25 protein-coding genes are annotated in these 26,684 nt (G+C 42.5%); 9 read left to right on the forward strand and 16 right to left on the reverse strand.

Features of this window, described 5'->3' with window-relative positions:
• Positions 1-291: 291 nt before the first annotated feature.
• The 4 genes from EXT43_RS16340 (at position 292) to EXT43_RS16355 (ending at position 6,329) form a co-directional block, all read left to right on the forward strand.
• Positions 292-1,062, forward strand: a complete 771-nt coding sequence (locus EXT43_RS16340; protein WP_054563209.1) for an EAL domain-containing protein — start codon at positions 292-294, stop codon at positions 1,060-1,062.
• A gap of 287 nt (positions 1,063-1,349) precedes the next feature.
• Positions 1,350-2,351, forward strand: a complete 1,002-nt coding sequence (locus tag EXT43_RS16345) for an alpha/beta hydrolase (protein ID WP_130167454.1) — start codon at positions 1,350-1,352, stop codon at positions 2,349-2,351.
• Between the two features lie 315 nt (positions 2,352-2,666).
• Positions 2,667-4,265, forward strand: coding sequence for an ABC-F family ATPase (locus EXT43_RS16350; protein WP_082710896.1), 1,599 nt, complete (start codon positions 2,667-2,669; stop codon positions 4,263-4,265).
• Between the two features lie 138 nt (positions 4,266-4,403).
• On the forward strand, positions 4,404-6,329 hold the full coding sequence (locus tag EXT43_RS16355) for a hypothetical protein (protein ID WP_130167455.1): 1,926 nt from the start codon (positions 4,404-4,406) through the stop codon (positions 6,327-6,329).
• Between the two features lie 597 nt (positions 6,330-6,926).
• Here the strand turns inward: EXT43_RS16355 and katG are convergent.
• Positions 6,927-9,104, reverse strand: a complete 2,178-nt coding sequence (katG, locus tag EXT43_RS16360) for a catalase/peroxidase HPI (protein WP_130167456.1) — start codon at positions 9,102-9,104, stop codon at positions 6,927-6,929.
• A 263-nt stretch (positions 9,105-9,367) separates the two neighbouring features.
• On the opposite strand from katG, the gene EXT43_RS16365 reads away from it, so the two are divergent.
• The gene (locus EXT43_RS16365) at positions 9,368-9,625 is read left to right on the forward strand and encodes a hypothetical protein (protein WP_058584436.1); all 258 of its coding nucleotides are present in this window, start codon (positions 9,368-9,370) and stop codon (positions 9,623-9,625) included.
• Between the two features lie 63 nt (positions 9,626-9,688).
• Here the strand turns inward: EXT43_RS16365 and EXT43_RS16370 are convergent, their stop codons facing one another.
• Positions 9,689-11,062, reverse strand: coding sequence for a GAF domain-containing sensor histidine kinase (locus tag EXT43_RS16370; protein WP_130167457.1), 1,374 nt, complete (start codon positions 11,060-11,062; stop codon positions 9,689-9,691).
• Between the two features lie 271 nt (positions 11,063-11,333).
• Between EXT43_RS16370 and EXT43_RS16375 the strand changes: the two genes are divergently transcribed.
• Positions 11,334-12,224 carry a tetratricopeptide repeat protein gene (locus tag EXT43_RS16375; RefSeq protein ID WP_058584434.1) on the forward strand — a complete coding sequence of 297 codons (891 nt, stop codon included), beginning with the start codon at positions 11,334-11,336 and terminating at the stop codon, positions 12,222-12,224.
• A gap of 567 nt (positions 12,225-12,791) precedes the next feature.
• On the opposite strand, the gene EXT43_RS16380 is transcribed toward EXT43_RS16375, so the two are convergent.
• The 4 genes from EXT43_RS16380 to EXT43_RS16395 all read right to left on the reverse strand — a co-directional run bounded on the left by EXT43_RS16380 (position 12,792) and on the right by EXT43_RS16395 (position 16,563).
• Entirely contained in the window at positions 12,792-13,610 is an 819-nt protein-coding gene (locus EXT43_RS16380) for a nuclear transport factor 2 family protein (RefSeq protein WP_130167458.1), read from the reverse strand.
• Positions 13,611-13,681: 71 nt separating this feature from the next.
• On the reverse strand, positions 13,682-14,422 hold the full coding sequence (locus EXT43_RS16385; RefSeq protein WP_063529507.1) for a ferredoxin--NADP reductase: 741 nt from the start codon (positions 14,420-14,422) through the stop codon (positions 13,682-13,684).
• Positions 14,423-14,632: 210 nt separating this feature from the next.
• Complete coding sequence (gene deoD, locus EXT43_RS16390) at positions 14,633-15,334, reverse strand: purine-nucleoside phosphorylase (protein ID WP_036972525.1); 702 nt, start codon at positions 15,332-15,334, stop codon at positions 14,633-14,635.
• Positions 15,334-16,563, reverse strand: coding sequence for a phosphopentomutase (locus EXT43_RS16395; RefSeq protein ID WP_063528418.1), 1,230 nt, complete (start codon positions 16,561-16,563; stop codon positions 15,334-15,336). The genes deoD and EXT43_RS16395 overlap by 1 nt, the downstream gene beginning before the upstream one ends.
• Positions 16,564-16,754: 191 nt before the next feature.
• On the opposite strand from EXT43_RS16395, the gene udk reads away from it, so the two are divergent.
• The 3 genes from udk (at position 16,755) to EXT43_RS16410 (ending at position 19,515) form a co-directional block, all read left to right on the forward strand.
• Positions 16,755-17,384: a uridine kinase gene (gene udk / locus EXT43_RS16400; protein ID WP_054553619.1), complete on the forward strand. Its 630-nt coding sequence runs from the start codon at positions 16,755-16,757 to the stop codon at positions 17,382-17,384.
• Between the two features lie 18 nt (positions 17,385-17,402).
• Positions 17,403-18,626, forward strand: coding sequence for a NupC/NupG family nucleoside CNT transporter (locus EXT43_RS16405; RefSeq protein WP_054563193.1), 1,224 nt, complete (start codon positions 17,403-17,405; stop codon positions 18,624-18,626).
• A 157-nt stretch (positions 18,627-18,783) separates the two neighbouring features.
• The gene (locus EXT43_RS16410; RefSeq protein ID WP_063528419.1) at positions 18,784-19,515 is read left to right on the forward strand and encodes a transporter substrate-binding domain-containing protein; all 732 of its coding nucleotides are present in this window, start codon (positions 18,784-18,786) and stop codon (positions 19,513-19,515) included.
• On the opposite strand, the gene EXT43_RS16415 is transcribed toward EXT43_RS16410, so the two are convergent.
• The 10 genes from EXT43_RS16415 to EXT43_RS20780 all read right to left on the reverse strand — a co-directional run bounded on the left by EXT43_RS16415 (position 19,512) and on the right by EXT43_RS20780 (position 26,658).
• Positions 19,512-20,207, reverse strand: coding sequence for a transporter substrate-binding domain-containing protein (locus tag EXT43_RS16415; RefSeq protein WP_240701523.1), 696 nt, complete (start codon positions 20,205-20,207; stop codon positions 19,512-19,514). The two genes, EXT43_RS16410 and EXT43_RS16415, sit on opposite strands and share 4 nt — an antisense overlap.
• A gap of 172 nt (positions 20,208-20,379) precedes the next feature.
• Entirely contained in the window at positions 20,380-20,589 is a 210-nt protein-coding gene (locus tag EXT43_RS16420; protein WP_004587186.1) for a cold-shock protein, read from the reverse strand.
• A gap of 200 nt (positions 20,590-20,789) precedes the next feature.
• Positions 20,790-21,494, reverse strand: coding sequence for a hypothetical protein (locus EXT43_RS16425; RefSeq protein ID WP_130167460.1), 705 nt, complete (start codon positions 21,492-21,494; stop codon positions 20,790-20,792).
• Positions 21,482-22,231 carry an iron transporter gene (locus EXT43_RS16430; protein ID WP_240701524.1) on the reverse strand — a complete coding sequence of 250 codons (750 nt, stop codon included), beginning with the start codon at positions 22,229-22,231 and terminating at the stop codon, positions 21,482-21,484. Before EXT43_RS16430 ends, EXT43_RS16425 begins: the two co-directional genes overlap by 13 nt.
• Positions 22,215-22,541 (reverse strand): cupredoxin domain-containing protein, encoded by a 327-nt coding sequence (locus EXT43_RS16435; RefSeq protein ID WP_341860358.1) that lies wholly within the window; start codon positions 22,539-22,541, stop codon positions 22,215-22,217. The genes EXT43_RS16430 and EXT43_RS16435 overlap by 17 nt, the downstream gene beginning before the upstream one ends.
• Positions 22,542-22,554: 13 nt before the next feature.
• Complete coding sequence (locus EXT43_RS16440) at positions 22,555-23,865, reverse strand: ATP-binding protein (protein ID WP_130167461.1); 1,311 nt, start codon at positions 23,863-23,865, stop codon at positions 22,555-22,557.
• Positions 23,865-24,524: a response regulator transcription factor gene (locus EXT43_RS16445; protein WP_063528423.1), complete on the reverse strand. Its 660-nt coding sequence runs from the start codon at positions 24,522-24,524 to the stop codon at positions 23,865-23,867. The genes EXT43_RS16440 and EXT43_RS16445 overlap by 1 nt, the downstream gene beginning before the upstream one ends.
• A gap of 3 nt (positions 24,525-24,527) precedes the next feature.
• A complete protein-coding gene (locus tag EXT43_RS16450) occupies positions 24,528-25,175 on the reverse strand; it encodes a hypothetical protein (RefSeq protein WP_062565412.1) in 648 nt (215 codons plus the stop codon).
• Between the two features lie 20 nt (positions 25,176-25,195).
• Positions 25,196-25,972 (reverse strand): SDR family oxidoreductase, encoded by a 777-nt coding sequence (locus tag EXT43_RS16455; RefSeq protein ID WP_130167462.1) that lies wholly within the window; start codon positions 25,970-25,972, stop codon positions 25,196-25,198.
• On the reverse strand, positions 25,969-26,658 hold the full coding sequence (locus tag EXT43_RS20780) for an iron-containing redox enzyme family protein (protein WP_205990968.1): 690 nt from the start codon (positions 26,656-26,658) through the stop codon (positions 25,969-25,971). Before EXT43_RS20780 ends, EXT43_RS16455 begins: the two co-directional genes overlap by 4 nt.
• Positions 26,659-26,684: the final 26 nt, after the last annotated feature.

Below are 26,684 nucleotides of genomic sequence, written 5' to 3' on the forward strand. Positions count from 1 at the left end.
AATGGATATTAGAAGTTAGTTGGAGGAAGGAAGAAGGTAGTAGTTACGAGGTGCGAGGGACGAGATGCGAGAGACGAGAGACGAGATGCGAGAGACGAGGTGCGAGAGACGAGATGCGAGAGACGAGAGACGAGGTGAGAGGGACGAGGTGAGAGGGACGAGGTGAGAGGGACGAGATGCGAGAGACGAGATGCGAGATGCGAGATTTTATACTTTTAACTCAACAACATTGCACAATTGGCAATTTACTAGCACTATTATGTATTAAGTAGACTTAAGTCTGAGGTAAGCATGCACGACAAGCAAACTCATTGCCAGCCAACAGGTTGTAATAACTGTAAAGACAAATTAGAACTTGGTTTTGATTTTACAATGGCTTTTCAGCCAATTATTGATTGCACCGATAAACATATTTTTGGCTATGAGGCATTAGTTAGAGGGCCCAATAATGAGTCGGCTTATTCTGTTATCTCACAAGTTAACGATGAGAACCGTTATACCTTCGACCAGCTTTGTCGTATTAAAGCTATTTCGCTTGCAGCTAAGCTGAAGCTTGATTCTATTTTGAGTATTAACTTTTTACCTAACGCGATTTACAAGCCTGAGCGCTGTATTAGAACAACCCTTGAAGCTGCTAAGCAATATGACTTTCCGGTAGAACAAATTATGTTTGAGTTTACCGAAGTTGAAAAGGTTGAAGACAGTACGCACATCAAACGTGTTGTTGAGTATTACCAATCACTCGGGTTTATTACCGCAACCGACGACTTTGGCTCTGGGTATTCTGGTTTAAATTTATTGGCTGATTTTCAGAGCAATATTATTAAGCTCGATATGGAGCTGATACGCGATATTCACCTAAATAAAGCACGCCAAATCATAGTGAACCATTGTATTGCTATGTTTGAAGAGCTCAACATTACCGCCCTTGCCGAAGGCATTGAAACAGTTGAAGAGTATCAATGGTTGCGCCAAGCCGGCGTAAGTTTAATGCAAGGGTATTTCTTCGCTCGCCCAGGGTTTGAGAGCCTACCAGAGGTTGATTTTAGTAAGTTGGGGTAAGTACGAGTAACGAGAATCGAGTTGCGACAAAACAAGAGCGGTCAGCTGTCAGCCGTAAGCCCTCAGACGCATGAAGACATTAGGTGCTAGGCGCTAGGACGCGATGTAAAATCGCTGCTACCTCGAATCTCGTAACTCGTTACTCGCACCTATACTCTTTCCCCTTGTAGCTTGAAACCTATAACTCGTACCTTGCTAACTTCTTCCAGTATTTAATCGTATTTGTATTATAAATTTTTATTTAGGATGCTAGGCTGAATATTCTTTAAGCATATTGAGAAAGGATAATGATGTTTTTACGCATACTGTTAGTCTCAGCACTTGTTTTATGGTCTTCTGCAAACCTAGCCGCTAAAGAGCAGTCTCTTAGTTTTGATGCTGAGTTAAGCAATTATCAATACGACTTACCTGTACAATTTTTTAATTTTTCGTCACAAAATACGCCATTAAAAATGGCTTACTCTTACCTTAAACCAAGTAATAACATGCCTACCATTGTGCTTATGCATGGCAAAAACTTTAACTGCCATTATTGGACTAATACAGCCAAGTACCTTAATAGCAAAGGCTATGGAGTATTGATCCCAGATCAAATTGGTTTTGGTAAATCATCAAAGCCTGCCGATTATCAATTTTCGTTTGCTGTATTAGCCAATAACACTCATCAGCTAGTGTCATCTTTAAATATTGAAAACCCCATTGTACTTGGCCACTCAATGGGCGGCATGCTAGCAAGCCGTTACAGCCTGATGTTTTCCAGCCAAGTTAGTAAACTCATTTTGCTAAACCCAATTGGTTTAGAGAACTATTTAAATTATGTGCAATACAAAGACACTGATTTTTTCTTTAAAAATGAATTAGCTAAAACACCTGAAAAGGTTATTGCTTACCAGAAGAAAAACTATTACGACGGTAAATGGAATAGCTCTTACGAGCAATTAACCCATTTTATTAGTGGTCAAATTCAAGGCCCTGATCATAAGCATATGGCGTGGGTTAATGCTAAAACCTACGATATGATTTTTACACAACCGGTCATAACGGAGTTTGATCAGTTAAGCATGCCTGTGTCTTTAATTATAGGCACCCGCGACAGAACTGGTCCTGGCCGCAATTGGAAAAAAGCAAATGTTGACCATGAGCTTGGCCGTTACGATAAATTAGGCAAAGCCGCGGCAAATATGATCCCAAAATCGCAATTAATTGAATTAGACGATATTGGCCACCTACCTCACATCGAGGATTTTGAACGCTTTAAAGGTGCATTAGACAAAGCATTATCATTTTAATTCTGGTCGCGCGAAACAAGTTTCGCGCCTACGTGTAGCAGCGGGTTTATCCCGCGTCATCAGATGCTAGGCTCTAGGTTCTAAGTTCTAGGTTCTAGGACGCGATGTTAAATCGCTGCTACCTCGTATCTCGCATCTCGTTACTCGCACCTTTCCCCTTTACTCTTTCCCCTCGTAACTTGAAACTTTCCTTTTTTAATAGCGTTATTAGGGGCTGATCTGTATAATCCGCGGCCTATTATTTACCCTATTGCTTGTTTATTTTCGCAGTTGCTGCGCCCATAACCCTGTCAGTATTTTTCTAGGAACAATTCGTTGATTTCAACCGCAAATATCACCATGCAATTTGGTGCAGAGCCTCTGTTTGAGAACATTTCAGCTAAGTTTGGTAACGGTAACCGCTATGGTTTAATTGGTGCGAATGGCTGCGGCAAATCGACCTTTATGAAAATTCTAAGTGGTGCGCTTGTGCCAACGTCTGGCAATGTGTCGATTGCACCGGGTTTAAAGCTAGGTACGCTAAGCCAAGATCAGTTTGCGTTTGAGCAATACACTGTGGTTGATGCGGTGATCATGGGTGATGCAGAGCTTTGGAAAGTTAAACAAGAGCGCGACCGTATCTATTCTCTGCCAGAAATGAGTGAAGAAGACGGCATGAAAGTCGCTGAGCTTGAAAGCGTTTTTGCTGAAATGGATGGCTACACAGCAGAAAGCCGCGCAGAAGAAATTTTGATCCAAGCGGGTATTGAGCAAGAGTTTCATTATGGCTTAATGGCAAACGTTGCGCCGGGCTGGAAACTACGTGTGCTGTTAGCACAAGCGCTGTTTGCAAATCCTGATATTTTGCTGCTTGATGAGCCAACCAATAACCTTGATATTCACACCATCACTTGGCTAGCTAACGAACTTAACCAGCGTAAGTGTACGATGATTATTATCTCGCACGACCGTCACTTCTTAAACTCGGTATGTACACACATGGCCGATATCGATTACGGTGAACTAAGAATTTACCCTGGTAACTATGAAAAGTGGATCGAAGCCTCAAGCTTGCAACGCGAACAGCTACTTGCTGAAAACGCAAAGAAGAGCGCCGAAATTGACGAGCTACAAGAGTTCGTAAACCGCTTTGGTGCCAATGCTTCGAAAGCAAAATTAGCGAGTTCTCGTGCTAAGCGCATGGATAAAATTAAGCTTGATGAGGTAAAAGCGTCAAGCCGTATTAGCCCATCACTTCGTTTTGACGAAGGCAAAAAAATGTATCGCCAAGCATTAGAGCTGACCAAGCTAGGTCATGGCTTTGATGGCGAAACCCTGTTCAGCGGCGGCGAGCTACTACTTGAAGCCGGCGCTAAACTTGCGGTTATTGGTGAAAACGGTGTTGGTAAAACCACCCTATTACGTTGCCTAGTGAATGAATTACAAAGCAACGAAGGTGTGGTTAAGTGGTCTGAAAATGCCAGCATTGGTTATTGCCCGCAAGACAGCAGTAAAGACTTTGATAACGACTTAACTTTATTTGATTGGATGTCGCAGTGGCGCACCGCTAAGCACAACGATTTAATGGTGCGTGCTATGTTAGGCCGTTTATTATTTACTGCAGACGACGCTAACAAAAAAGCTCGTAACTGCTCGGGTGGTGAAAAGAACCGCCTATTGTTTGGTAAGTTAATGATGCAAGACATCAACGTGCTCATTATGGACGAGCCAACCAACCACATGGATATGGAAGCCATTGAAGCACTCAATAACGCATTAAAAGATTATCAAGGCACGCTGATTTTTGTGAGCCACGACCGTGAGTTTGTATCGTCTTTAGCGACTCGGATCATCGATATAAAAGATCAACAGCTTATCGATTTTCAGGGCACGTTTGACGAATATATGGACCATGTTGCGCAACAAGCGCAATAACCCCTTCTTCGAAAAGGTGAGCAAGTTAGCTCACCTTTTTTGTTTACGTTCAGTTACATATTCACTTTACTGAATTACCCATTTTAGGTAACTTAAATTTCTGTGACTTCAATAGAACAATAAATTTAAGGGACCTAAATGAAAAAGCTCCTCAGCGTATCGGCACTGACTCTGGCTCTAACAGCCTGTGGTGGCGGTTCATCTACAGATAAAACGCCAGATGTAAAAGTAGAGCAAAATACTGCACCAACGCTTTCTGGCTCGCTCACTCTCTCAGCCAAAGCGCTTGAATCAACTAATTTAGTTGTTGATTTAAAAGATGAGCAAAACGACAGTGTGACAACAACGATTATTGATAAACCAGAGTGGCTGACTGTAACCACCAGCAGTAATCAAGTAACTTTTAGTGCAGAGCCAAGCTTATTCGAAGTAGCCAACCACGCTTTTACTTTAGAAGTCTCTGATGGTAAAGCGAGTAATCAATATACCCTAATCGTTAATGTCGCCGAAAACCGTGCAGCATGGCAACCTATTGAGCTTAGCAATAGCGAAGTGATGGGGAACTGGCAATCAAGCGATGGTAGTGTGCAGCTTTCGTTTGCCACTGAAGACACTGGTGTGATTGCTCAAAATGGTGAGTTAAGTCGTTTTGATTGGTCGAACCCTGATGTGATTGCATTAAATACCCAAGCGATTGATTGCTTGCATGAATGTAATCAACAAGCCCTTCTTGAAATGGAAGTGTTAGCTAAGCGCGATGATGCTATTCGTGTTGAGCTTTTTAATGTTTCGACCGATAAAGGCGAAGTAGTTACCCTTTATAAATCAAATACGGAGCTTAGCTCTGCGTATTATGTTGATATGGACGACAATACTTTTCACATGGTGAATCATGTAAACACCGAAGGTGAAGAAAGCTATTTTGAAGTATCGATTGCAAGCTATATTCCAACTGCTTCAGGCAGTACCACATCATTCCCTTATGCAGAGTTTTCGGCGACCTTAGAAGGTAAATCGTTAGCGATTAATGGCGACAAATTTATTACGAATAGCTATGCAAATCAGCTAAATAAAGAAGGCTACGAGGTGAATGTAGAGTTTGACCTTAACCTCATTAATGCCGAAGTAGTTGCGCAGTTCGATGATTTTGCGGTGCTAAAACTGCAACATGTTCTTAGCTATCATGATGAAGCTGACGCTGCGAATATTGTTGAGTCAGAAGAGCTAACTGAAGCTATGAAAGTGCAAACATCGGTTGTTGCATTACAAAAACTGACACCGATTGCGGTTCCTGAGCTTGAAGTGGGTAAAACGTATACTGGTCGCTTAAATAATAAAAATTCAGATACAGGTGAAGGCCTAACATTTCGCTATTTACCATCATTTTTCACTATCACTGCCGCCGACACTGCAACGGTAACATTCAATACGCCTATAAGTACCGACTCGTTCAAGTGGCATTACAACTTAGACAATAATGGCGACACCGTTAAGGTATCCGGCAATGGCCTAGATACCAGCTTACAATTTTTCACTCAACCTGATGGTAAAACTCTCATGGTGCGCGAGCGAAATAAAGAAGAGCGTCAGGCTCGCTTAGGGTATGAATTTATTGAAGTGATTGATGATTCAACCATCACTCTTGATGACTATAAGCACCTATTTAGCTACTTACGTCAAGACTACACCAGCGGCAACCTGAAAACATACTGGTTTATAAATGATGATGGTAAAGGTAGCTTCTATTACGCTGACCAATATGGCCTTGAAAACAGAGCTAACTTTACGCCAAATACCTATTGGCAATTTGAAGCTGATAACAGTATTAGTTTTGCAATGATGTCTCAGTGCCCAAGTGCATTTGATTACTCTAGCTGTAAGGATGAGGTGTTAGGCGATGATGAAAATTTATATGCCTCTTTAATTAATTTTAAAATTATTCATAAAGAAGCAGATAAATTCATTTTCGACCGCCTGTTTTGGCAGCGTATCTATAACTACAGCGATAAAGAAGTTGAAGAAAACATATACCAAAACAGTTATTGGTTAGGGATTGAAAAGTAAAGGAGTTTTCAGCTGTCAGATCAGACGCGCGAAACAAGTTTCACGCCTACGAATGAAAACAACAGGCGCTGGGCGCTAGGTTCTGGGTTCTAGGACGCGATGTAAAATCGCTGGTTTCTAGTCGTTAGAGGTCAGATGTTAGATGTCAGTCGATCTGTGGGCTCGGTTAGGTCGAGAGTTTTTCTCTGCTATGAAAGCCCTGACGAGGGATTGTAGGAGGTACTTTAGTGCCGAATCGGACGTCGAAAAGAGCGGTCAGCTTGCAGCGGTCAATCGCGCGAAACAAGTTTCACGCCTACGGTGAAGACATTAGGCGCTAGGTTCTAGGCGCTAGGACGCGATGTAAAATCTCGAACCTCGTATCTCGAACCTCGTATCTCGAACCTCGTATCTCGAACCTCGTATCTCGAACCTCGTATCTCGAACCTCGTTACTCGTAACTTTACTCTTTCCCCTCGTAACTTTCCCCTTTCCCCTCGTAACTTTACTCTTTCCCCTCGTAACTTTCCCCTTTCCCCTTGTAACTCGCTAACTTCTCTAAATAAAAAAGGCCACACAGTTTAACTGTGTGGCCTTTGTACTTAACGGAATTTTAAATTAAATGTCGAAACGGTCGGCATTCATTACTTTCACCCATGCGTCGACAAAGTCTTTTACAAAACGTTCGTTGTTGTCGTCTTGTGCGTAAAACTCTGCGTATGAGCGTAGGATTGAGTTTGAACCAAACACTAAATCAACACGCGTTGCTGTCCATTTAGTTGCACCTGTGTTGCGCTCAACAATATCGTAAAGACCATTGCTTGTTGGCTTCCATGTGTAAGCCATGTCAGTTAGATTTACAAAAAAGTCTGTGCTAAGTGTGCCTACATTATCTGTAAACACGCCATGCTTAGAGCCGCCATGATTAATGCCTAGTACACGCATACCACCAACAAGGGCGGTCATTTCTGGTGCTGTTAAGCCCATTAATTGCGTACGCTCTAACATTAGCTCTTCTGCTGAAACCGCATAGTCTTTCTTCAACCAGTTACGGAATCCATCGTGAATTGGCTCAAGTACGTCGAACGAGTCTGCATCTGTCATCTCGTCTGTGGCATCACCACGACCCGGCGCAAATGGCACGGTTATATCAACACCCGCCGCTTTTGCAGCTTGTTCAACCGCAGCTGAACCACCCAGAACAATTAAATCAGCGAGGCTTACTGGTTTGCTTAAACCCGCTTGTACTGACTCGAGTGCGCTTAATACTTTAGCTAAACGCTCTGGTTCATTACCTTGCCAATCTTTTTGCGGTGCTAGGCGAATACGTGCGCCATTTGCACCACCGCGATGGTCTGAGCCACGGTAAGTGCGGGCGCTATCCCATGCTGTTGCGATTAAGTCAGCTTGGCTTACACCACAGTTAAGTAGCTTGGTTTTAAGTTCGCTAATTTCGCTGTCTGATAAGGTGTAATCCACCGCTGGGATCGGATCTTGCCAGATCAGATCTTCGCTTGGTACATCGGCACCTAAATAACGTGATTTAGGACCTAAGTCACGGTGCGTCAGTTTGAACCATGCACGTGCAAACACATCACTAAAGTATTCAAAATCATCGTTAAAACGCTCGATAATCTTACGATAGGTTGGGTCCATCTTCATCGCCATATCGGCGTCGGTCATAATAGGATTTAAACGAATTGATGGATCTTCTACATCAACTGGCTTGTCTTCTTCTTTAATATCGATTGGTTCCCACTGCCACGCACCTGCAGGGCTCTTCTTAAGTTCCCACTCGTAGTTAAGCAGTAAGTAGCAATAGCCGTTATCCCACTTAGTTGGGTGAGTTGTCCATGCGCCTTCGATGCCCGACGTCATGGTATCGCGACCAATACCGCGTGAGTTGTGGTTGTTCCAGCCAAGGCCTTGCTCAAATACATCAGCTGCTTCTGGCTCAGGGCCTACGTTTTCTTCGCTACCATTACCATGGGTTTTACCCACAGTGTGGCCACCGACTGTAAGCGCTGCAGTTTCTTCGTCATCCATTGCCATACGGGCAAATGTTTCGCGAACTTGTTCAGCCGTTTTAAGCGGATCAGGGTTGCCATTCACCCCTTCTGGGTTTACATAAATTAAGCCCATTTGTACCGCTGCTAATGGGTTTTCCATGGTGTCTGGTTTAGCTACATTTGAATAGCGCTCATCACTAGGTGCTAACCATTCTTTTTCAGCGCCCCAGTAAACGTCTTTTTCTGGGTGCCAAATATCTTCGCGGCCACCGGCAAAGCCAAAGGTTTTTAAACCCATTGATTCATATGCCATATTACCGGCTAAGATCATTAAATCTGCCCAAGAAAGCTTATTACCGTATTTCTTTTTGATTGGCCAAAGTAAGCGACGTGCTTTGTCTAAGTTAGCGTTATCTGGCCATGAATTTAATGGCGCAAAGCGTTGGTTACCTGTACCACCGCCACCACGGCCATCTTCTAAACGGTATGAACCCGCTGAGTGCCATGCCATACGGATCATTAAACCACCGTAATGGCCCCAGTCAGCTGGCCACCACTCTTGGCTTTCGGTCATTAGGTTTTTTAAATCGGTTTTAACGGCTTCAAGGTCAAGAGATTTGAATGCTTCTGCGTAATTAAAGTCTTTGCCGTAAGGATTCGTTTTGCTGTCGTGTTGATGAAGAATGTCGAAATTGAGCGCGTTTGGCCACCAGTCGATATTTGATTGAGCGGTGACAGTGTTACTACCATGCATTACCGGGCACTGGCCCGTTTTTCCATTACTCATTATGTGCTCCTCATAAGCTAAAAATATGACGAAATGCTAAAATGCGCTTTTATCCCTTTCGTCATAAAGAGAGATTTTCTAATAGTTATGAATAACTAATAGCGAATAAGTTCCTGCTGTTTAAAACTATAGGAGTTGTACTTTAATAAAGCTAGATCCAGAACATAGTTTTAAATCGATTGCACCGATAGAAAAATCTGATTTGATTCATTTTATAAAACCGTCCATTTTATAAGGGTATTTTTAAACAGCGAGTAGCCCTTATGAAAACCATTAATCCTGACGTTGCTAGACAACTAAGCATTAACTTTTTTATCGCCAATTTACCTATCTTGATGTTAACAGGGCTGGTAGTCGCATCGCTTGTGGGGCTAACCTTTAGAAGCTCGGTGTTGTTTTGGCTAGCGCTGTTAATCACACCATTGAGCATTAATTATTTATATTCTAAAAAACGTATTAAACAATTTTGCCAAGACAACGAATGCACTGATATTTCTTGCCTTGCTAAGCAAACTGATTAATTTTTAATTTTATTACCCAGTCACCAGATTATTTAGCCAACAACTTGTATAAATATTAATTAGTTATGTGAGCTTTTGCGGCAATTTGAAGGTGACAGTAACGCCGTTATCAGGTTTGCTATCGATGCTCACTTCGCCTTGCAGCGCTTGCGTTGCAAGGTTATAAACTATCGACATACCTAAACCACTGCCGCCATTGCCTCGCTTGGTAGTGAAAAATGGCTCAAACACCTTGTAAATCACATCTTCGGTCATGCCATGACCATTGTCTTGATAGGTTATGGTGTAGCTATTGGTGTCGTTATCGATGCTTACAGCGATATCTATGCGGTTTTGCTCACGGCCAACAAACCCGTGTACACAGCTGTTATTTACAAGATTTAAGAATATTTGGCTGAGCGCCCCCGGAACGGTTATTAGCGAAAAGTCATCAACACAGTTAATGTTTACTTCAACATTATGACTACGTGTAAGTGGCATTAAGCTATGTAAGATATTTTCAAAGTAATCTTTAATATTGGTTTCGAGTAAATTAAGCGATGATTGATCAACCGCCGTTTGTTTAAAGTCACTAATCAGTTTTGCAGCCCGCTCAAGGTTGGTAAACGATATTTTGATACATTCGTTTAAATGATTCATGCCTTCAAGTAAGGTCGCTTTTGTTAAGGTATTTGAATCTATGTGTTTATTAAGTGTGTTTAGCTTATCTTTTGCTGAGCTATTTGCTGTGACAGCTATGCCAATCGGCGTATTAACCTCATGAGCAATCCCCGCAACAAGGTTACCTAGTGAAGCCATTTTTTCGGCTTCAATGAGCTTTTCTTGCATCGCGGTCAGCTCAGATAAAGTTTTTTCAAGCGTACGCGTTCGTTCTGCAACACGTTGTTCTAGATGTTGATTGGCACGCTCAAGTTCTGCATTGATGCGTTCGTTTTCTTGTGCAGACAAGGCTCTGCCATAAAGATCAGCCAAAGCACCGATGAATGAACATTCGTCTTCTGTCCATTGCCTTGTTCCACCTATGTGCTCACAGCAAAATATACCAATCATTTTTCCTTTATAACGAATTGGCGCATCGAGCATTGCACCTATGTTAAGAGGTGTTAAGTAACTTTCGCTAAATTCATACGTAGCAGGGTCGGTATGAGCATCTTCGGCGGTAATCGTACGTTGGGTGTCGAGTGCTTTGAAATAGGCAGGATATGCATCACGAGGGAGCACTAACATTTGGATTTCTTTGCCATTTTCTCTATCAAGTAATAACCGGCATTCAATTGCGGTGTTTTCTTCATTTAACAGCCAGATCCCTGCTCGGCCAATTTCTAGGCCATCAAGTACAGCATTCAGAATTAAGCGTTCAGCTAATTCAACATTGCCACTATCAAGATCAGAAGAAATTGATACTCCATACAGCAGTTGGACTAGTTGTTGGCGCATACTCTCACCTTTTAGTTTTACGACTTCTTAAGTCTAGACGAACATTGTGATTCTGACAGAACGAATATAAGTTTTTAAAAACTCATTAAGTATTAAGTAGTTGTTCAGATTAAAATGGGTATATTGTACCTAACTCCTGTTGATACCCCTTACGACTTTATGTTGTTTAAGCAGTTTGGCCAGCTCTCCCCCGAGCTGGCTTTTTTTTGCCTAGTCCACAATGCTCACGCATGTTACAGTTACCTCAGAAATCACTAAAAATTAATATGTCATGCGTTATACCTTAATTTTAATCACTTTTTTAATGAGCTTTAGTACATTTGCAGCAGCTCAAAATGAGCCAGAAAACCGCCCTGCATTAACCGAAGCAGAGCAACAACAAGCTCTCGATAAGCTTCAAGAACCTATGTATAAGCCATTGTTAGAGCGCTATATTCTTGATGAATTAAAAGCTGTGCGCCAAGACCAACAAAAACTGCGCGAAGATGTAACAAAACAAGTTGCTCATACGCAACTAGATACTGCCGACCGTGCATTAACTTATACAACCGACACCATTAATAATGTGTTTTTCATTATTACGATTACAGCTTCAATTTTGGTTTTAGTCGGTTGGAATTCACTGCGTGATGTGAAAAACAAAGTAGAAGACATAGTAAACTCACGTGTTAGTGCGATCACACAAGAATACGAAGAGCGCCTAAAAGTACTTGAAGAAAAGCTACGTGAGCGATCTGAAGAGATCTTATTAAACCAACAAAAGATCTCAATCACCAATGAAGTTCATTCTTTATGGATGCGTGCCAATTTAGAAAGCGATGTTGCGAACAAGATTGAGATTTTTGACGAGATCTTAAAACGTAAACCAGAAGACGTAGAAGCCATTGCCTACAAAGCAGATGCTCTGTTAGAAATTAACGAAACAGGTGAAGCTATCGAGCTTTGTAATCAAGCATTAGAAATTGATAGCGACTACGGCTACGCATACTGGCAACGTGCTTGTGCATATGCATTACTTCACAAACACGCCGATGCAATGGCTGATATTCGTATGGCCCTTGAGTATTCTCCTAATCTACGTAACGAGCTATTACACGAAAGCGCGTTTGCCAGCCTACACGACAACGACAGCTTTAATTCGTTGCTAAACGAAACGGCTTAGCCGAAACCCATGTAGCAGCGGGTTTATCCCGCGTCATAGGCGAGCTCTGGGTGCTAGGCGCTAGGGTTTAGGTTCTAGGCTCTAGGGTTTAGGTTCTAGGCTCTAGGGTTTAGGCTCTAGGCGCTAGGGTTTAGGCTCTAGGCGCTAGGACGCGATTTGAAATCGCTGGTTTCTAGTCTTTAGAGGTCAGATATTAGATTTCAGCCGATCTGTGGGGTTATTTAGGTCGAGTGTTCTTCTCAGCATTCGACCTATTCACTTTCCAGGTAGGTTGGGTCGAGCGGAGCGACACCCAACATATAGAAGCCTTCAGCGATCAGACGCGCGAAACAAGTTTCACGCCTACATGTAGCAGCCGGTTTATCCCGCGTCATAGGCGAGTTCTGGGTTCTAGGTCCTAGGCGCTAGGACGCGATGTAAAATCGCTGCTACCTCATATCTCGCATCTCGCATCTCGTTACTCGTACCTTTACTCTCGCTGACTTTACTCTCGCTAACTTTACTCTCGCTAACTTGAACCCACTAACTTTCACCCATAAAAAAAGAGCAGCTGGGCTGCTCTTTTTTCTAACGGAAGAATAACACTTTGGTTATTTTGCCATTCTCTATTTTATAGCTGGTGACGAACTCAGAGCGTTTGTCGACGACTTTAGGGTCTTGTGTACAGGTTTCAGACAGTTCGTGATCAATCACGATGTTGCCAAGTACAATGCGTTTAATTGGCGATGATTTAATGCACTTTAGCTTTTTAAACATGATGCCATATCGTGCAATGAGTTTTTCTTTACCGGTGAACATCAACTCATTCGGGAATGTATAAAACTCAACGTTTTCATCGTACATCTTAATAAAAGCATCAATGTTACGAGCATTATAAGCTGCAATCAGCTGTTCAATCACCGCCATCGATTCACGTGACTGACGTGCTTTTTCTTGCTGCTTCGCTGTTAGTGCTTCTTTAGCTTGGTTAACGGCTTTTTCTGCTTCTGCAACGGCTTGCTGTTTTTCGGCAACTGTTTTTGGTTGCTCTGCAGGTGCAGGGGTTTGTGTACCGAGTACTTTGCTATCATCAACTTCTGCAACCGCTTTTAAGGCTGCGGCTGTCGCTTTTTGTTCGTCGCTGCTTGTGGTTGTTTCACTCCTTGCCTTCGCAGCTTCTTCAGCTTTTTCTTCTACTTGAGCGGCTTCTACAGTCGCTTTTTCAGTTTCAGACGCTGATTTTTGCTCTGTAGCTGGCTTTTCTTCAATAAACTCTAAGCTAGGTACGTCCTTCTTTTCGGCTTTTTGTTCATTGCTCGTTTGAGGTTGGGTTTGTTCGGTGGTTTCGTCACTTGCAATTGACTGCCAAGAGAGTAATAAACTGATTGCAAAAAATAACGGTTTCATACTTTTCCTAAATGCATCATTCCTGATTTGAGGCGCTAAGGTAGCAAATTCTAGCTGTTTGGCATAGTTTTTTACCAATATTGCTCTACTGTGATCTGCCCTGGTTCACGGCGTCTGTTGCGGCTAAAACCAAGCTCTAACAAAATTGCCGTAGTATCTTTTACCATTTGTGGGTTACCGCAAATCATAAACTGTGCGGTATCAGGTACAGTTGGGTGCCCTATTACATCAAATAAACGATGATCTTTAATTACGTCTGTGATCCGGCCATTAAAACCGATAGTGGCTGACTCTCGGCTGACTACCGGCGAATAGCAAAGATTTGGGTACTGCTGCTGTAGCGCTTTAATACGCTCTTGATAACTTAAGTCCTCGTTAAGACGAACTCCATGCACTAAATGAACATGCTCAAACTTTTGCCACACTTCTCCCTGCTCTAATATTGAAATAAAAGGCCCAAGCGCAGTACCTGTACTCAGCATATAGAGCTGCTCACTGCTTGGTACTTCATCAAGGGTAAAAAAGCCTGTCGCGCGGCGCTCTATTGTCACAGAGTCACCCGGCTTTAATTGTGCGAGTTGCTGAGAAAGTTGACCGTCTTTGACATTAATAAGATAAAACTCGAGGTCGGGATTGTTCGGCGCATTCACATAAGAATATGCACGAGCTACACGTTTATCACCCACTTGCATCGCAAGCTTTGTAAACTGCCCCGCCGTGAATGGCTCAACATCGGCATTAACGATTAAGCTAAATAATGAGTCGGTCCACCATTTAACGTCTTTTACCTTAGCTTCAACCCAATTAGACATACACATCCTCAATTGTTGTTCCTCTATTAAAAGTGGCAACAATTGGTTGAATTTTCAAGTTTTAAGGGGCGGTTGCGAGATGCGGGCAGGATTTTACGCAGGTAAACTTGTAGCTATAAAAAAAGCCGCATAAATGCGGCTTTGAGGTTAGTCTCACTTCACTTTGGGCGTGTTTCCAAATTTCAGTGAATACGTTACCAAGGAACTTATTTAAATTGATTCTAAAGCAATTTTAACCATTTCGTTAAAGGTGCTTTGACGCTCTTCACTTGGTGTTGCTTCACCAGTGATTACGTGGTCACTTACAGTAAATAGTGCCATCGCTTTTGCGCCGTATTCAGCGGCTACGCCGTACATGCCAGCAGTTTCCATATCAACAGCAAGTACGCCTAGCTTGTCTAATTCTTGATAGAATGTGTTATCTGCTTGGTAGAATGTATCTGTTGTAAATACATTACCTACTTTCGCTTCAATGCCTAATTCTTTTGCTGCGTTTACGCCGTTAAGTAGTAAACCGAAATCAGCAATTGCGGCAAAGTCGTAACCACGTACACGCGCACGGTTTACGTTTGAATCTGTGCTTGCACCTTGTGCAAAGATAACGTCACGAATTTTGATATCACTACCAATACCGCCACAGGTACCAATACGAATTAGATTTTTAACGCCGTAACTAACTATCAATTCACGGGCATAAATTGACATTGATGGAATACCCATCCCAGAACCCATAATACTCACTGGCTTACCTTTGTAGGTACCGGTAAAACCATACATATTACGAACGCCTGTTACTTGTTTTGCGTCATCTAAAAAGTTTTCAGCAATGTATTGAGCGCGAAGCGGATCACCCGGCATTAATACCGTTTCTGCAAATTCGCCTACATTGGCGCTGATATGAGGAGTACTCATTATTGGTTTCCTTTTTTGTTCGCTAATAGCTTGTCGTTAAAACTATCACCGTATTCAAGTGCAGGAAGATTAAACCACTGGGCAAGGGTTTGACCTATGTCTGCAAAACTAGCTCGTTCTCCAAGCGGGGTGTTTGTCATGCCCGGTTGGTATGCAAGTACTGGCACGTATTCACGTGTATGGTCAGTGCCTGCTGCTGTTGGATCACATCCGTGATCGGCTGTGATAATTAATACATCATCACTATTTAGCTGATTTAAAATAGTCGGTAGGTAATCATCAAACTCTTTTAATGCTTTAGCATAGCCAACTGCATTACGGCGATGACCGTACTTTTCATCAAAATCAACTAAGTTTGTAAAAATCAAACTATGGTCAGGTGCGCTTGCAATTACTTCTGAGGTTTTCTCAAGCAAGTTCATTAGCCCTGGCGCTTTGTGTTTTTGGGTGATGCCTTGGTGCGCATAGATATCGGCAATTTTACCAATACTGATCACTTCACCGCCGTCTTGCGATAATTTATCAAGCAAGGTTGGCGACGGTGGCAGCACCGAATAGTCACGACGATTGCCTGTGCGGGCAAAATCGTCACGGCTCGAACCCAAAAATGGCCGCGCAATCACTCTTCCTATGTTCATTTCATCAAGCAGCGCCCGTGCGATTTCGCAAACCTGATAAAGTTTCTCCAGTCCAAATGATTCTTCGTGCGCGGCTATTTGAAACACGCTATCAACTGAGGTGTAGCAAATCGGCATACCGGTTTGCATATGTTCTTCACCTAGCTGTTCTAAAATGGTTGTTCCTGAGGCATAACAGTTACCTAAAATGCCAGGAATACCTGCGCGAGCAATTAGCTCATCAACAAATTCTTGTGGAAAACACGGCTGTGTATTAGGGAAGTAACCCCAATCAAATAACACAGGTACACCGGCCATTTCCCAGTGCCCTGAAGGCGTGTCTTTACCACTAGATAACTCTTTAGCGTAACCCCATGCGCCAATAGGTGCTTGGCGGTCACTAACTAAACAAGGTTCTTTACCTGCGGCTTCGCATGCATCAGCTAAACCTAAACGGGTAAGATTAGGTAGCGATAAGTGCTCACCTGTTTCTTCTGCATAGGCTTTAAGTAAATGAGCAAAGGTATTTGCGCCTACATCACCAAACTTCTCTGCGTCAGGTGCTGCGCCAATTCCTAGGCTATCTGCCATTAAGATGAGTGCTCTTGCCATGGGTACCTCGTTATCAATATGTGAATACTTTATATGCTCTTCGAATTTTTGGTACAGGACATAAGTCCTGTTTCATAAAACAGAAACATTATAAATTTGCATCTCTAAGCGAAGCAAAAGAGATTAATCGTGTCTTTTTTGCTATTGTGATCTACCTAACAATGTTTCCTTCTGTGTGGGCGAGAACTTTAGTGACACGAACAATTATAGCTATTGCTGGCGCATCTGCGTCGGGCAAGTCTCTTTTTAGCAAGACAATTTATAACGAATTAGTCAATGAGCTTGAACCGGGCGCGATCGCAGTGATCGAAGAAGATGCTTATTACAAAGACCAGTCGCATTTGCCGTTTGACCATCGAACGCAAACCAATTACGACCATCCTGATGCTTTCGAGCATGAGCTTTTGCATGAGCACTTACTTCAATTGCGCGCTGGAAAATCAGTAGACGTACCAACTTATGACTATGCAATGCATACCCGTAGCGATGAAACGCGTCGAGTTGCACCTGCAAAAGTACTTATCGTTGAAGGTATTTTGCTATTGAGTGATCCGGCACTTCGAAAAGAATTTGATATTAAGGTGTTCATTGATACACCGTTAGATATCTGCCTTATGCGCCGTATGCAACGAGATATGGAGCAGCGTGGCAGAACATTACAGTCCGTTGTTGATCAATATCAAGCGACAGTGCGACCTATGTTTTATCAGTTTATTGAGCCATCAAAGCACAAAGCTGATCTCGTAGTCACACGCGGCGGTATGAATCGCGTTGCCATTGATATAATTAAAAGTAAAATAAAATATTTACTGCAACAATAACAACGGGAAATAGTCAGTATGACAACATTTATGAGCTTAGTAGGCATTGTTGTGCTACTAGGCATTGCTTTTGCGGCTTCTACGAACCGTAAAGCAATTAATTTAAGAACTGTCGGCATCGCCTTTTTACTTCAAGTGTTAATTGGTGGCTTTGTCTTGTTCTTCGAAGTGGGCAAAAACGTACTGGCAAGTATGTCTCGAGGAGTCTCATCAGTTATTGGTTATGCCAATGACGGGATTAGCTTCTTATTTGGCTCACTGGCATCGCAAGATACCCTAGGGTTTATTTTTGCGATACAAGTATTGCCCGTTATCGTGTTCTTCTCAGCACTCGTTGCTGTGTTGTATCACATCGGGGTGATGGATTGGATAATCAAGATTCTAGGCGGTGGCTTACAAAAGCTATTGAAAACCTCGCGCCCTGAATCGCTTTCTGCGACCGCCAATATTTTCGTTGGCCAAACAGAAGCACCATTGATTGTTAAACCATTTATCGCCAGCATGACTAAGTCAGAGCTATTTGCGGTAATGGTTGGTGGCCTTGCTACTGTAGCCGGTTCTGTTATGGCAGGTTACGTAACAATTGGTGTAGAGCTTAAATACTTAATTGCAGCCAGCTTTATGGCGGCACCAGGTGGTTTCTTAATGGCAAAAATGATTGTGCCAGAGACCGAAACACCGAAAGAAGATTTAGCTGATTTAGACGTACAAGAAGAAAAACCGGTTAACGTAATTGATGCAGCCGCATCAGGTGCCGCAAACGGGATGCAACTAGCACTTAACGTAGGTGCGATGTTACTGGCTTTCGTAGCACTTATTGCACTTCTAAATGGGTTATTAGGCGGTATTGGTGGTTGGTTTGATCATCCAACATTAACGCTACAAGAAATTTTAGGTTACGTATTCGCTCCAGTTGCATGGTTATTAGGTGTACCGTGGAACGAAGCAGTAATCGCAGGCAGTTTTATAGGTCAGAAGGTTGTAGTTAACGAATTTGTTGCTTACCTCGACTTTATTAATTATCGCGATACGTTAAGTGCGCACACACAAGCGATTGTCACATTCGCGTTATGTGGGTTTGCTAACTTATCATCGATAGCAATTTTACTAGGTGGATTAGGCGGTATGGCGCCTAGTCGGCGAAAGGATATCGCACGCTTAGGGCTCAGAGCAGTGTTAGCAGGATCTATGGCTAACCTCATGAGTGCAGCAATTGCAGGTTTTTTCCTCTCGCTAGCTTAGAAACTTAATGAGATGAGCCGTAGTTGCAAAACAATAGGATAGAACTTTAAGGGGTTAAAGGTCTATCTGACTTGAACGATACTTCACCAAGGGCCGCAAGGCCCTTTTATCGTTTTATGTGCTAAGATTTAATTACTAAGTCCTTTTAAGTACATAAATGAACTATTTACGACTTTATTTGCTAATTCTTTTCTTTAGTTGGCCAGCACTGAGTAAGCCGACCCTAACCGTTGTGACTGAACTGTCGCCACCGAATCAAACTCTAATCAATAACCAAGTTGCCGGTGAGAGCACCGAGCTTGTGAAAGCAATTTTTGCTAAAGCTAATTTGAACGCGAATATAGAGCTTTACCCTTGGGCCCGTGCTTACAATATGGCACTGAAGAAACCGAATATCTTTATTTATAGTATGGCGAAAACTGCTGAACGCGAAAAACACTTTCATTGGATTGGTGAAGTGGCAACCTACCAAATGGGCTTTGTGAAGTTGAGCTCTCGCAGCGATATAAACATCACAGCAAACGAGCAAGCAAAACAATATAAGATAGCGGTTCAGCGTCATGATTTAGCGGCGCAGCGCTTAACAGAGCGTGGTTATACTGTGGTATATACCTCTGATATCAATAAGTCGTATCAACTATTGATGTCGGGCAAGGTTGATTTAATCATTGATGATAAGAACTATATTGCGGCTATGGCTGAGCAATTAGCGCTGGATGAAACTCGTTTCAGCTTTGCTCATGCAATCGACTTTTTAACCATGAAAGGCTATCTTGCCGCAAATATTAATACCGACCAACGTTATGTCGATGCCTTAAAGGCTGCGTTTAATGAGGTGGTTATGACACCAAGATACAATGCAGTGATGATGCTCGCGCAGCGACCTTAATTCGCCTTATATTGCTCAATATAAGTCTCTAATAACCCTTGTTTACTGAGCTTGTCATAACTTGCCTGTAATCGGCTTACAAGCTCTTCGGGTAAGGCCTTATTTAACGCTAGAAAGTTACCAACCGTGCCATTAAGTGGCAACTCAACCAACTTAACCACTTCTCTACCTTGGTGACCATACTGCATTAATTGGTATTTAAACGACAGCTCTGAGCCAATAATGAGCTCTATTTTATTTTTGAAAAATAAATTAATACACTCGTAATAGTGACTCACTTTAAGAAGATTTTTATCACCTTCAAAGCCAATGCTTTCTACAAACTTTTCGTAAATACTATCTCTTACTACGCACAGGCTATGATCTTTCACTTGCGATAAGTCGATGGGATTAATGCGGTCATTTGATTGCAAGCGATAAAAAAAGTTACGAGAGGAAGCCATTGGACCAACCCACTTGAATAACTCTTCACGGTCGGGAATACGTGCTGTAGAAACCAGACCTGACAGCGGCTTTTGCTGAGCTAAGTGATATGCCCTAGACCAAGGTAAGAGCTCGAATTGGCATTCAATGTTTGCATCAACGCACATTGCTTTAACAAACTTTAGATTAATGCCTTCTAAATGCCCTTTATTTGAGAAGTTATACGGCGGAAATTGCTCGGTGTAGATGGTGACACTATCTTTTGCCAATACTACAGGTGCAAAGCTTAGGCATGCTAACAACAAATATTTTAAGATAATTAATACACTCTAATGACATAGCTGCATTAAATATAGAAATATTCACTAGCTCAGTCAATTTTTAGGCATAAAAAAAGCAAGCCGTAGCTTGCTTCTTCTTAACTTTTACTAAAAGTAAAAATTATAACGGAGTGATGTTATCCGCTTGAGGACCTTTTTGACCTTGTGAAAGAGTGAACTCTACACGTTGGCCTTCAGCTAAAGTTTTGAAACCTTCGCTTTTGATAGCGCTGAAGTGAGCGAAAACGTCTGGACCATTTTCTTGCTCGATGAAACCAAAACCTTTAGATTCGTTAAACCACTTAACTGTACCTGATACGATGTTAGACATAGTATTATTCCTGATATAAAAAATTAAACATGCCCTAGTGGGCGGGTGTAGCAAAAAATGAGATGGTACTTAAAAACTTCAGGACGGTACTACAAGTATTACTTATACAACAACGAAATAAAGATTTATTAATTACACGCTTTCTTTCTAGCTGGTGCCCACTATATAGAGTTAGTTTGATAAGTCAAACACTATCGACATTAAAATTCAAACTCTAAAGCCAAGCGAAAGCTATGATCTTTGCCTGATTGGCTAAGCTCACTAATAAAACCTGCTTCCCATTTTAACTGGCGTTTAGGGCTAAATCTGTGTAAGCCAGTAAAGCCAGGACCTACTCCAATAAAGTCCTCACCCGCGTATATTTCGATCGATGGTTGAAAAGCCGAACGATAGCGATAACGATACTGTAAGCGAAACTCACTTTCCCACTCGTTTTCAATATCAGCCCCCCATTCATACACTAAAAATGCGTTCATAGTCAGGCTTGTACGGCCAAACTCTTTTTCCCATAAAAAACCTGTCGTCGCTTCGTAAGCATCGAGTGTATGCTGTTTTTCAAGCTCAAATAATGCTCCCCAATCGGCCCATAAACGACCTTGCTCAACCAATTGCCAACGTAACTCCACCTCATATGAAGATAAACCAAAATCACCGTTATCATCGCGCTCGCCAACTAAGTAGCCCTCAAGGCTCATGGTGTCGTTAATTGCGCCGCCTAAGCCTGCACGCTGTGCAAGCACATTGCCGCTATTAGTTTGTCTGGATACCAAACGCCACTCAACTTCGCGCTCAAAAGGCAATACGTAAGGGTGATACACTTTATCAACTACCATGCCATCAGCCTGAGCAACTTGGCTAATACTTAATAAAAACAAGCAACTTAAACTAACTATTAAGAACCGCATACTGGCTCCTTGGTCTTTTTAATTTTTAAAACGTTGGCTAAAGCGATAAACCCCAACGTAGCAATGATATACACCCATAGCGCGGTTTTACTCGGCGTAGCTTCGTAGCCCACTAAGGCTTTTAATACGCGCCCAAGCTCTGAGTTTTCAATTAAAAACCCACGCCAATCTAAATAATTTGAGGTCACATCGAGTAAATCGATCTGACTTGCTAAATCAATAAATATCAATAGCTTTGCTGTTGCATTTAAGGCAAGCAACACAACCAATGGCTGCTCGCCTACGCGCTTAGCAATACTCTCAAGCAAAAAGAACAACAAAACGCCAAAGCTAATACAAATGCCCACACCTAGAGATGTACCCAATATCAATGGCTCAGCAGTATCTTTACTGTGCCAAAAACTGACTAAATAAATCATATAATGGCTTAAATACAACGTCATGGTTGCAATCAAGGCCAGCGCAGCCGCTATGCTTCGTTGCTGACAGCTAATTAATGCAGCGATAAAGATGACAATACACAGTAGCATTTGAATAAACTCTAAGCCTCTGTGATCAAATAACTGACTCAGCCAAGCAGCGCCTTGCACAAACACTAAGCTTAGTAGCGTACCAATCACTGCATAAATACTCAGTTGGCGCTGACTTAAAGGCACAATTAAACTCAAAAGCACGGCTAAAATCACCACAGGCAAAAGCTGATTAATGCTCATTAATAAACTAGTTATCAGCATCATTCACCTCCGTAGCCACGACAGTTCCTCTGGCTGTATTAGGCGAAAATTCACCAAAAAAGTCATAACGCCCAGGGCTGAGCGGTCCGATATAAATGACACTCGTACGACCTGGGTAGAGTACTTTTTCACGGTTTAAGTCAAAGCTATCGAACTCTTCTGGCGTGTCATCTTGGTTTTCGATCAAAAGCCGCAGTTTTTTATTAGCAGGTACTTTTATTTCAGCGGGGTAAAACAAGTGATCTTTTAAAATCAGCTTGTACTCTTTGGCATAGGCAAGCCAAGACGACATATATAGTAACAACATAGAAATTGCCAAAATCCATTTATTCACTGACATCTCCTTGCATAAAAGAGACACTCACCCGCAAGCCACCAAGGTGACTATCTGCTAAAGCAATATCAGCGTTATAAATTGACACTATATGTTCAACAATGGCCATACCAAGCCCGGCTCCTTGTTCACCAGAGGGATGTTTATCGCCACCCACACGGTAAAAACGGTTAAAAATGCGCTGTTTTTGAGCTTCATCAATACCGGGGCCCGAGTCATCTATTTGCCAGATAAAACGATTGTTTTCGGTTTTCAGAGTAATACAAATCTCTCCCGCAGCTGGGGTATATTTTATGGCGTTACTCAGTAAATTGCCAAACAAAGTAACTAAGGTGAATTCGTCACCGGCGATGATAAAATCATCGCCATCAATGCTAATTGTGTGCTCTTTTTCGTCAATACGATCATAAAGTTGAGAGGCAACTTGCTGGCTAATTTCTAACACCGACACAGGGCTAAATTGCGCTTGCCATTGCTCTGGATAGGTACGCCCCAAAATCAGCATTTGTTCAACGATATTGCTTAGTTTATCAACGCCTTTTTCCATTGCATCAAGCTCAACACTCTCAACACCTTGAGCCACTAAATTATGCACATTGATTTTTAAACTACTGAGCGGAGTACGCAGTTCGTGGGCCGCATCAGAGGCAAAAAAGCGCTCTCGTAAATAGGCACTTTCAACCCGTTTGAATAGATCATTTAAGCGGCTAATTACGGGTTTTATTTCTTGCTCTGGGGTTTGCCAAGGAATAGCTGTAAAGTCATTTGCTTGACGATGTTTGAGTTGATTTGATAACCGTGTTAGTGGTGCAAGCCCTTGTTTTACAAATACACTAATAAGAAGGGCAAGGATAGGCACACTCCATAACAGCGGCGTCATGGCCGACAAAATCACGGTTTCGGTTAGTGCCACACGTTTGCTCAAAGGCTCTGCAATAAGCACTCGCTTATTGCCTTCGCTTAAGCGATACACTTTGACTCGTTGCCCAGCCAAGTTCTCAACACTAAACCCGGTTTGCCACTGACTTTGATTACTAAGATTTTGCTGCAATGATTTTGAGCTTGAGGCCAAGCTATCATCAACCCAAACTTGAAACAATAACTGCGGTAAATCACTGGTATAAGCTGGGGTTTCTTTACTGAGTGGCTGCTCGATTAACACATGTGCCAGCGTTACCAGCTCGTTATCGAGCAGTGCTTCAGCCTGATTCATACTTTCACGGTAACCTTTAGTAAATGCCAAAAAGCAGGTTAAGATCACCATAGACAATATAAGTAGAGTCAGCCTTTTACGAATTGACACTAGCGTTTACCCACCACATAACCAATGCCGCGCAAGGTTTTAATAAACTCTTTTGGGAATTTTTTACGCAAGTGATGAATGTGTACTTCGATGGTATTAGACCCCACCTCTTCGCCCCATTCGTACAGTTTACTTTCTAACTGCTGTTTTGATTGCACGCGACCTTGGTTTTCTAGCAAGGCTTTAAGGAGCATAAACTCTTTGCGCGGCAAGTTTACTGGCTCACCTTGAAAGCTCACGGTAAAAGCGGCGGTGTCCATTTCAACATCACCAACTTTTAAAGTGCTGGTTTGTGCTTGGGTCACACGCCTGCTGGCAACCCGAAGACGGGCAAACAGCTCAGCGGGATCAAAGGGCTTTGCTAGGTAGTCATCAGCACCTAAATCAAGCCCCATGACTTTATCATCAATACTGCCCCGAGCAGTTAAAATCACCACGGGCAGGTTTTTACGATGCTTTTTGATGTGTTTTAAAATGTCGATACCATCACCGTCTGGTAGTCCTAAATCAAGAACTACCAGCTCAATTTCATCATTTTGCAGCCATTGCATCGCTGACTTAACGGTCGAACTATGTTCAACACTGTATCCTTGTTGACGTAAAGAACGACACAGGCCTTCTGCCACTAAATGGTCGTCTTCAACGAGCAATAAATGCATAGCTTATCTCTTTATTTTTTTCTCTACCTTAGCCAATAGTTTAGTAATTTCTTGTTGGCGGTAAAGATCTGCTTTGGGTCTTTCAGGGCGCGCTGGCGCTTGCTGTGCAACTAATAAAAACTCTCTAGCTGATTTATACTTGCGCTCGTCATATAGGAATGACGCATATAAATAGTTGCTATCGATACCACGCGGGTTTAGCTCAAGCGCTTGCTTAAACAGTTTTTTCGCTTCATCGTCATCACCAAAACCAATAGGCCAACCTGGTACTTTACCGTATAAGGTTGCAAGGCTTGTGTATGCCGAGCCATCAAGCGCTTTTGGATCTAGGCTTAGCGCTTTTTCAAATTGTGCTTTCGCATCTTTTGCAAGACCTAGCGCGCCTAAGCCCCCTTTTGCACCTGCATAGCTCGATAACACAATACCGTACCAAATATGGCTGGCTGCTTGCTGGTCGTTGGCTTTGCTAAACTCTGCGGTTTCGCTCGCTAACTTTTCGAATGCATCTAACTGCGCATCGTCAACTAATTCGTAATTAACCACTGCCCACTGCTTTTGCACCGAACTTAAATCGCTATTAAAGTCGGCTTTTGCAGGCGCAGCCATGATAACACCTAACATCATTAGGGCTTTTAAATTTAGTTTAGTCATAATCATTCACCTTGATCAATTTAGTTGGCAAAAAAACTTTTAATTTTAGGAAGTTGTTTTGCTATTGCGTTATCAACGAGTGATGGAAATGCGCCGTTAATACGGGCAAATAATGTTTCTGGAAAACCAATAAAACGACGACGTTTTTTTGATTTAATTAAATCTATTAATGCATCAGCCACTTTTTCTGGCGGATCCATGGTGTTACCCAGCTCTTTGTTCATCACGCGTACTTGCGGCGAATTAATCGCGGTATCGGTGGCACGAGGCGCTAAATACAATACTTTCACATCGCTGTGGCTGAGCTCTCTGGCAAGGGCTTCGGTCATCCCTCTTAGGCCAAACTTGCTTGCGCAATACAAGGTTTGATACGGATAACCAATGCTGCCAAACGATGAACCAATATTGACAATCGTGCCTTTATTGCGGGTCACTTGTGGTAAAAACAGCTGACACAATTTAATAGGCACATGTAGGTTAATATTTAACAGATGATCAATTTGCTGTTCGCTAATTTCACTAAACCCCTGCATTACATTAACGCCTGCGTTATTGATTAGTAACGTTGCCCCGCCAATCTGCTGAGCAAACTTAGCTAGGTCATCGCGAGATTCACTGTTACTAAGGTCGGCCTGAAAATACTCAGCATCATTGCCACATTCCAATTGCAGTGCAGCAAGTTGCTTCACATTTCGACCAACGAGTAATAAACGCCAACCTTCTTTTGCAAGGCGAAGGGCAATAGCACGGCCAATGCCCCCTGTTGCACCGGTTAGCACACAAACTGGGCTACTCATGCGCTTTGCTCCAAGTCAGCCTCGCTAAAGAAAGGTTCTGAATCGAGGTCACGGAAAATATTGCCGTACAATTTATAAAAACATTTTGCGGCGTGAATGATGGCTTGCTGGTCGTCCTCGTTATCAATTTTGTTCATGAGGTTTTCGAAAAACTTCACATGCTCAATATCCAGTGCACCGTGCGAAGTAAGGTAGGTAAACGCCTTTTTAGGTAAACCTACAACCTCACGGATTTGCCCTGCTGCATTATCGGCTAATGCAATCGAAGTGCCTTCAAGCACATGAACCATGCCAAAGAATGCCAATGGGTTACCGCGATTAATTGCATCGTAGGCGTACGACACCATTAACTCGGTCGAAAACTGTGGACGAGAATGACGCACTAACTCTTTATCAAAACCACAGGCTGCAATATCGTTTAGCACCCATTCTTGGTGGCCTAACTCTTCTTCGATGTATTCTGCAACAGCTTCGCGCAGCCACTCTTGTTTATCGCTCAGCTTTGCACCAACTGCCATTAGCAGTGGCACGGTGTGTTTAACATGGTGATAAGCTTGCGTTAAGAACGATGCATATTCACTCAGGCTTACTTCACCTTTAAAAACGCGGCTAATAATCGGCGCAGCTAAAAGGTAGTCACGTTCTTTCTGTGTTTCGGCTTGTAATGTATTGAAAAATTGACTCATGCTGGTCGCCTCTTGGTAAAGTGCTG

Source organism: Pseudoalteromonas sp. CO109Y, assembly GCF_004208935.1.
GTDB classification, from domain to species: domain Bacteria; phylum Pseudomonadota; class Gammaproteobacteria; order Enterobacterales; family Alteromonadaceae; genus Pseudoalteromonas; species Pseudoalteromonas shioyasakiensis.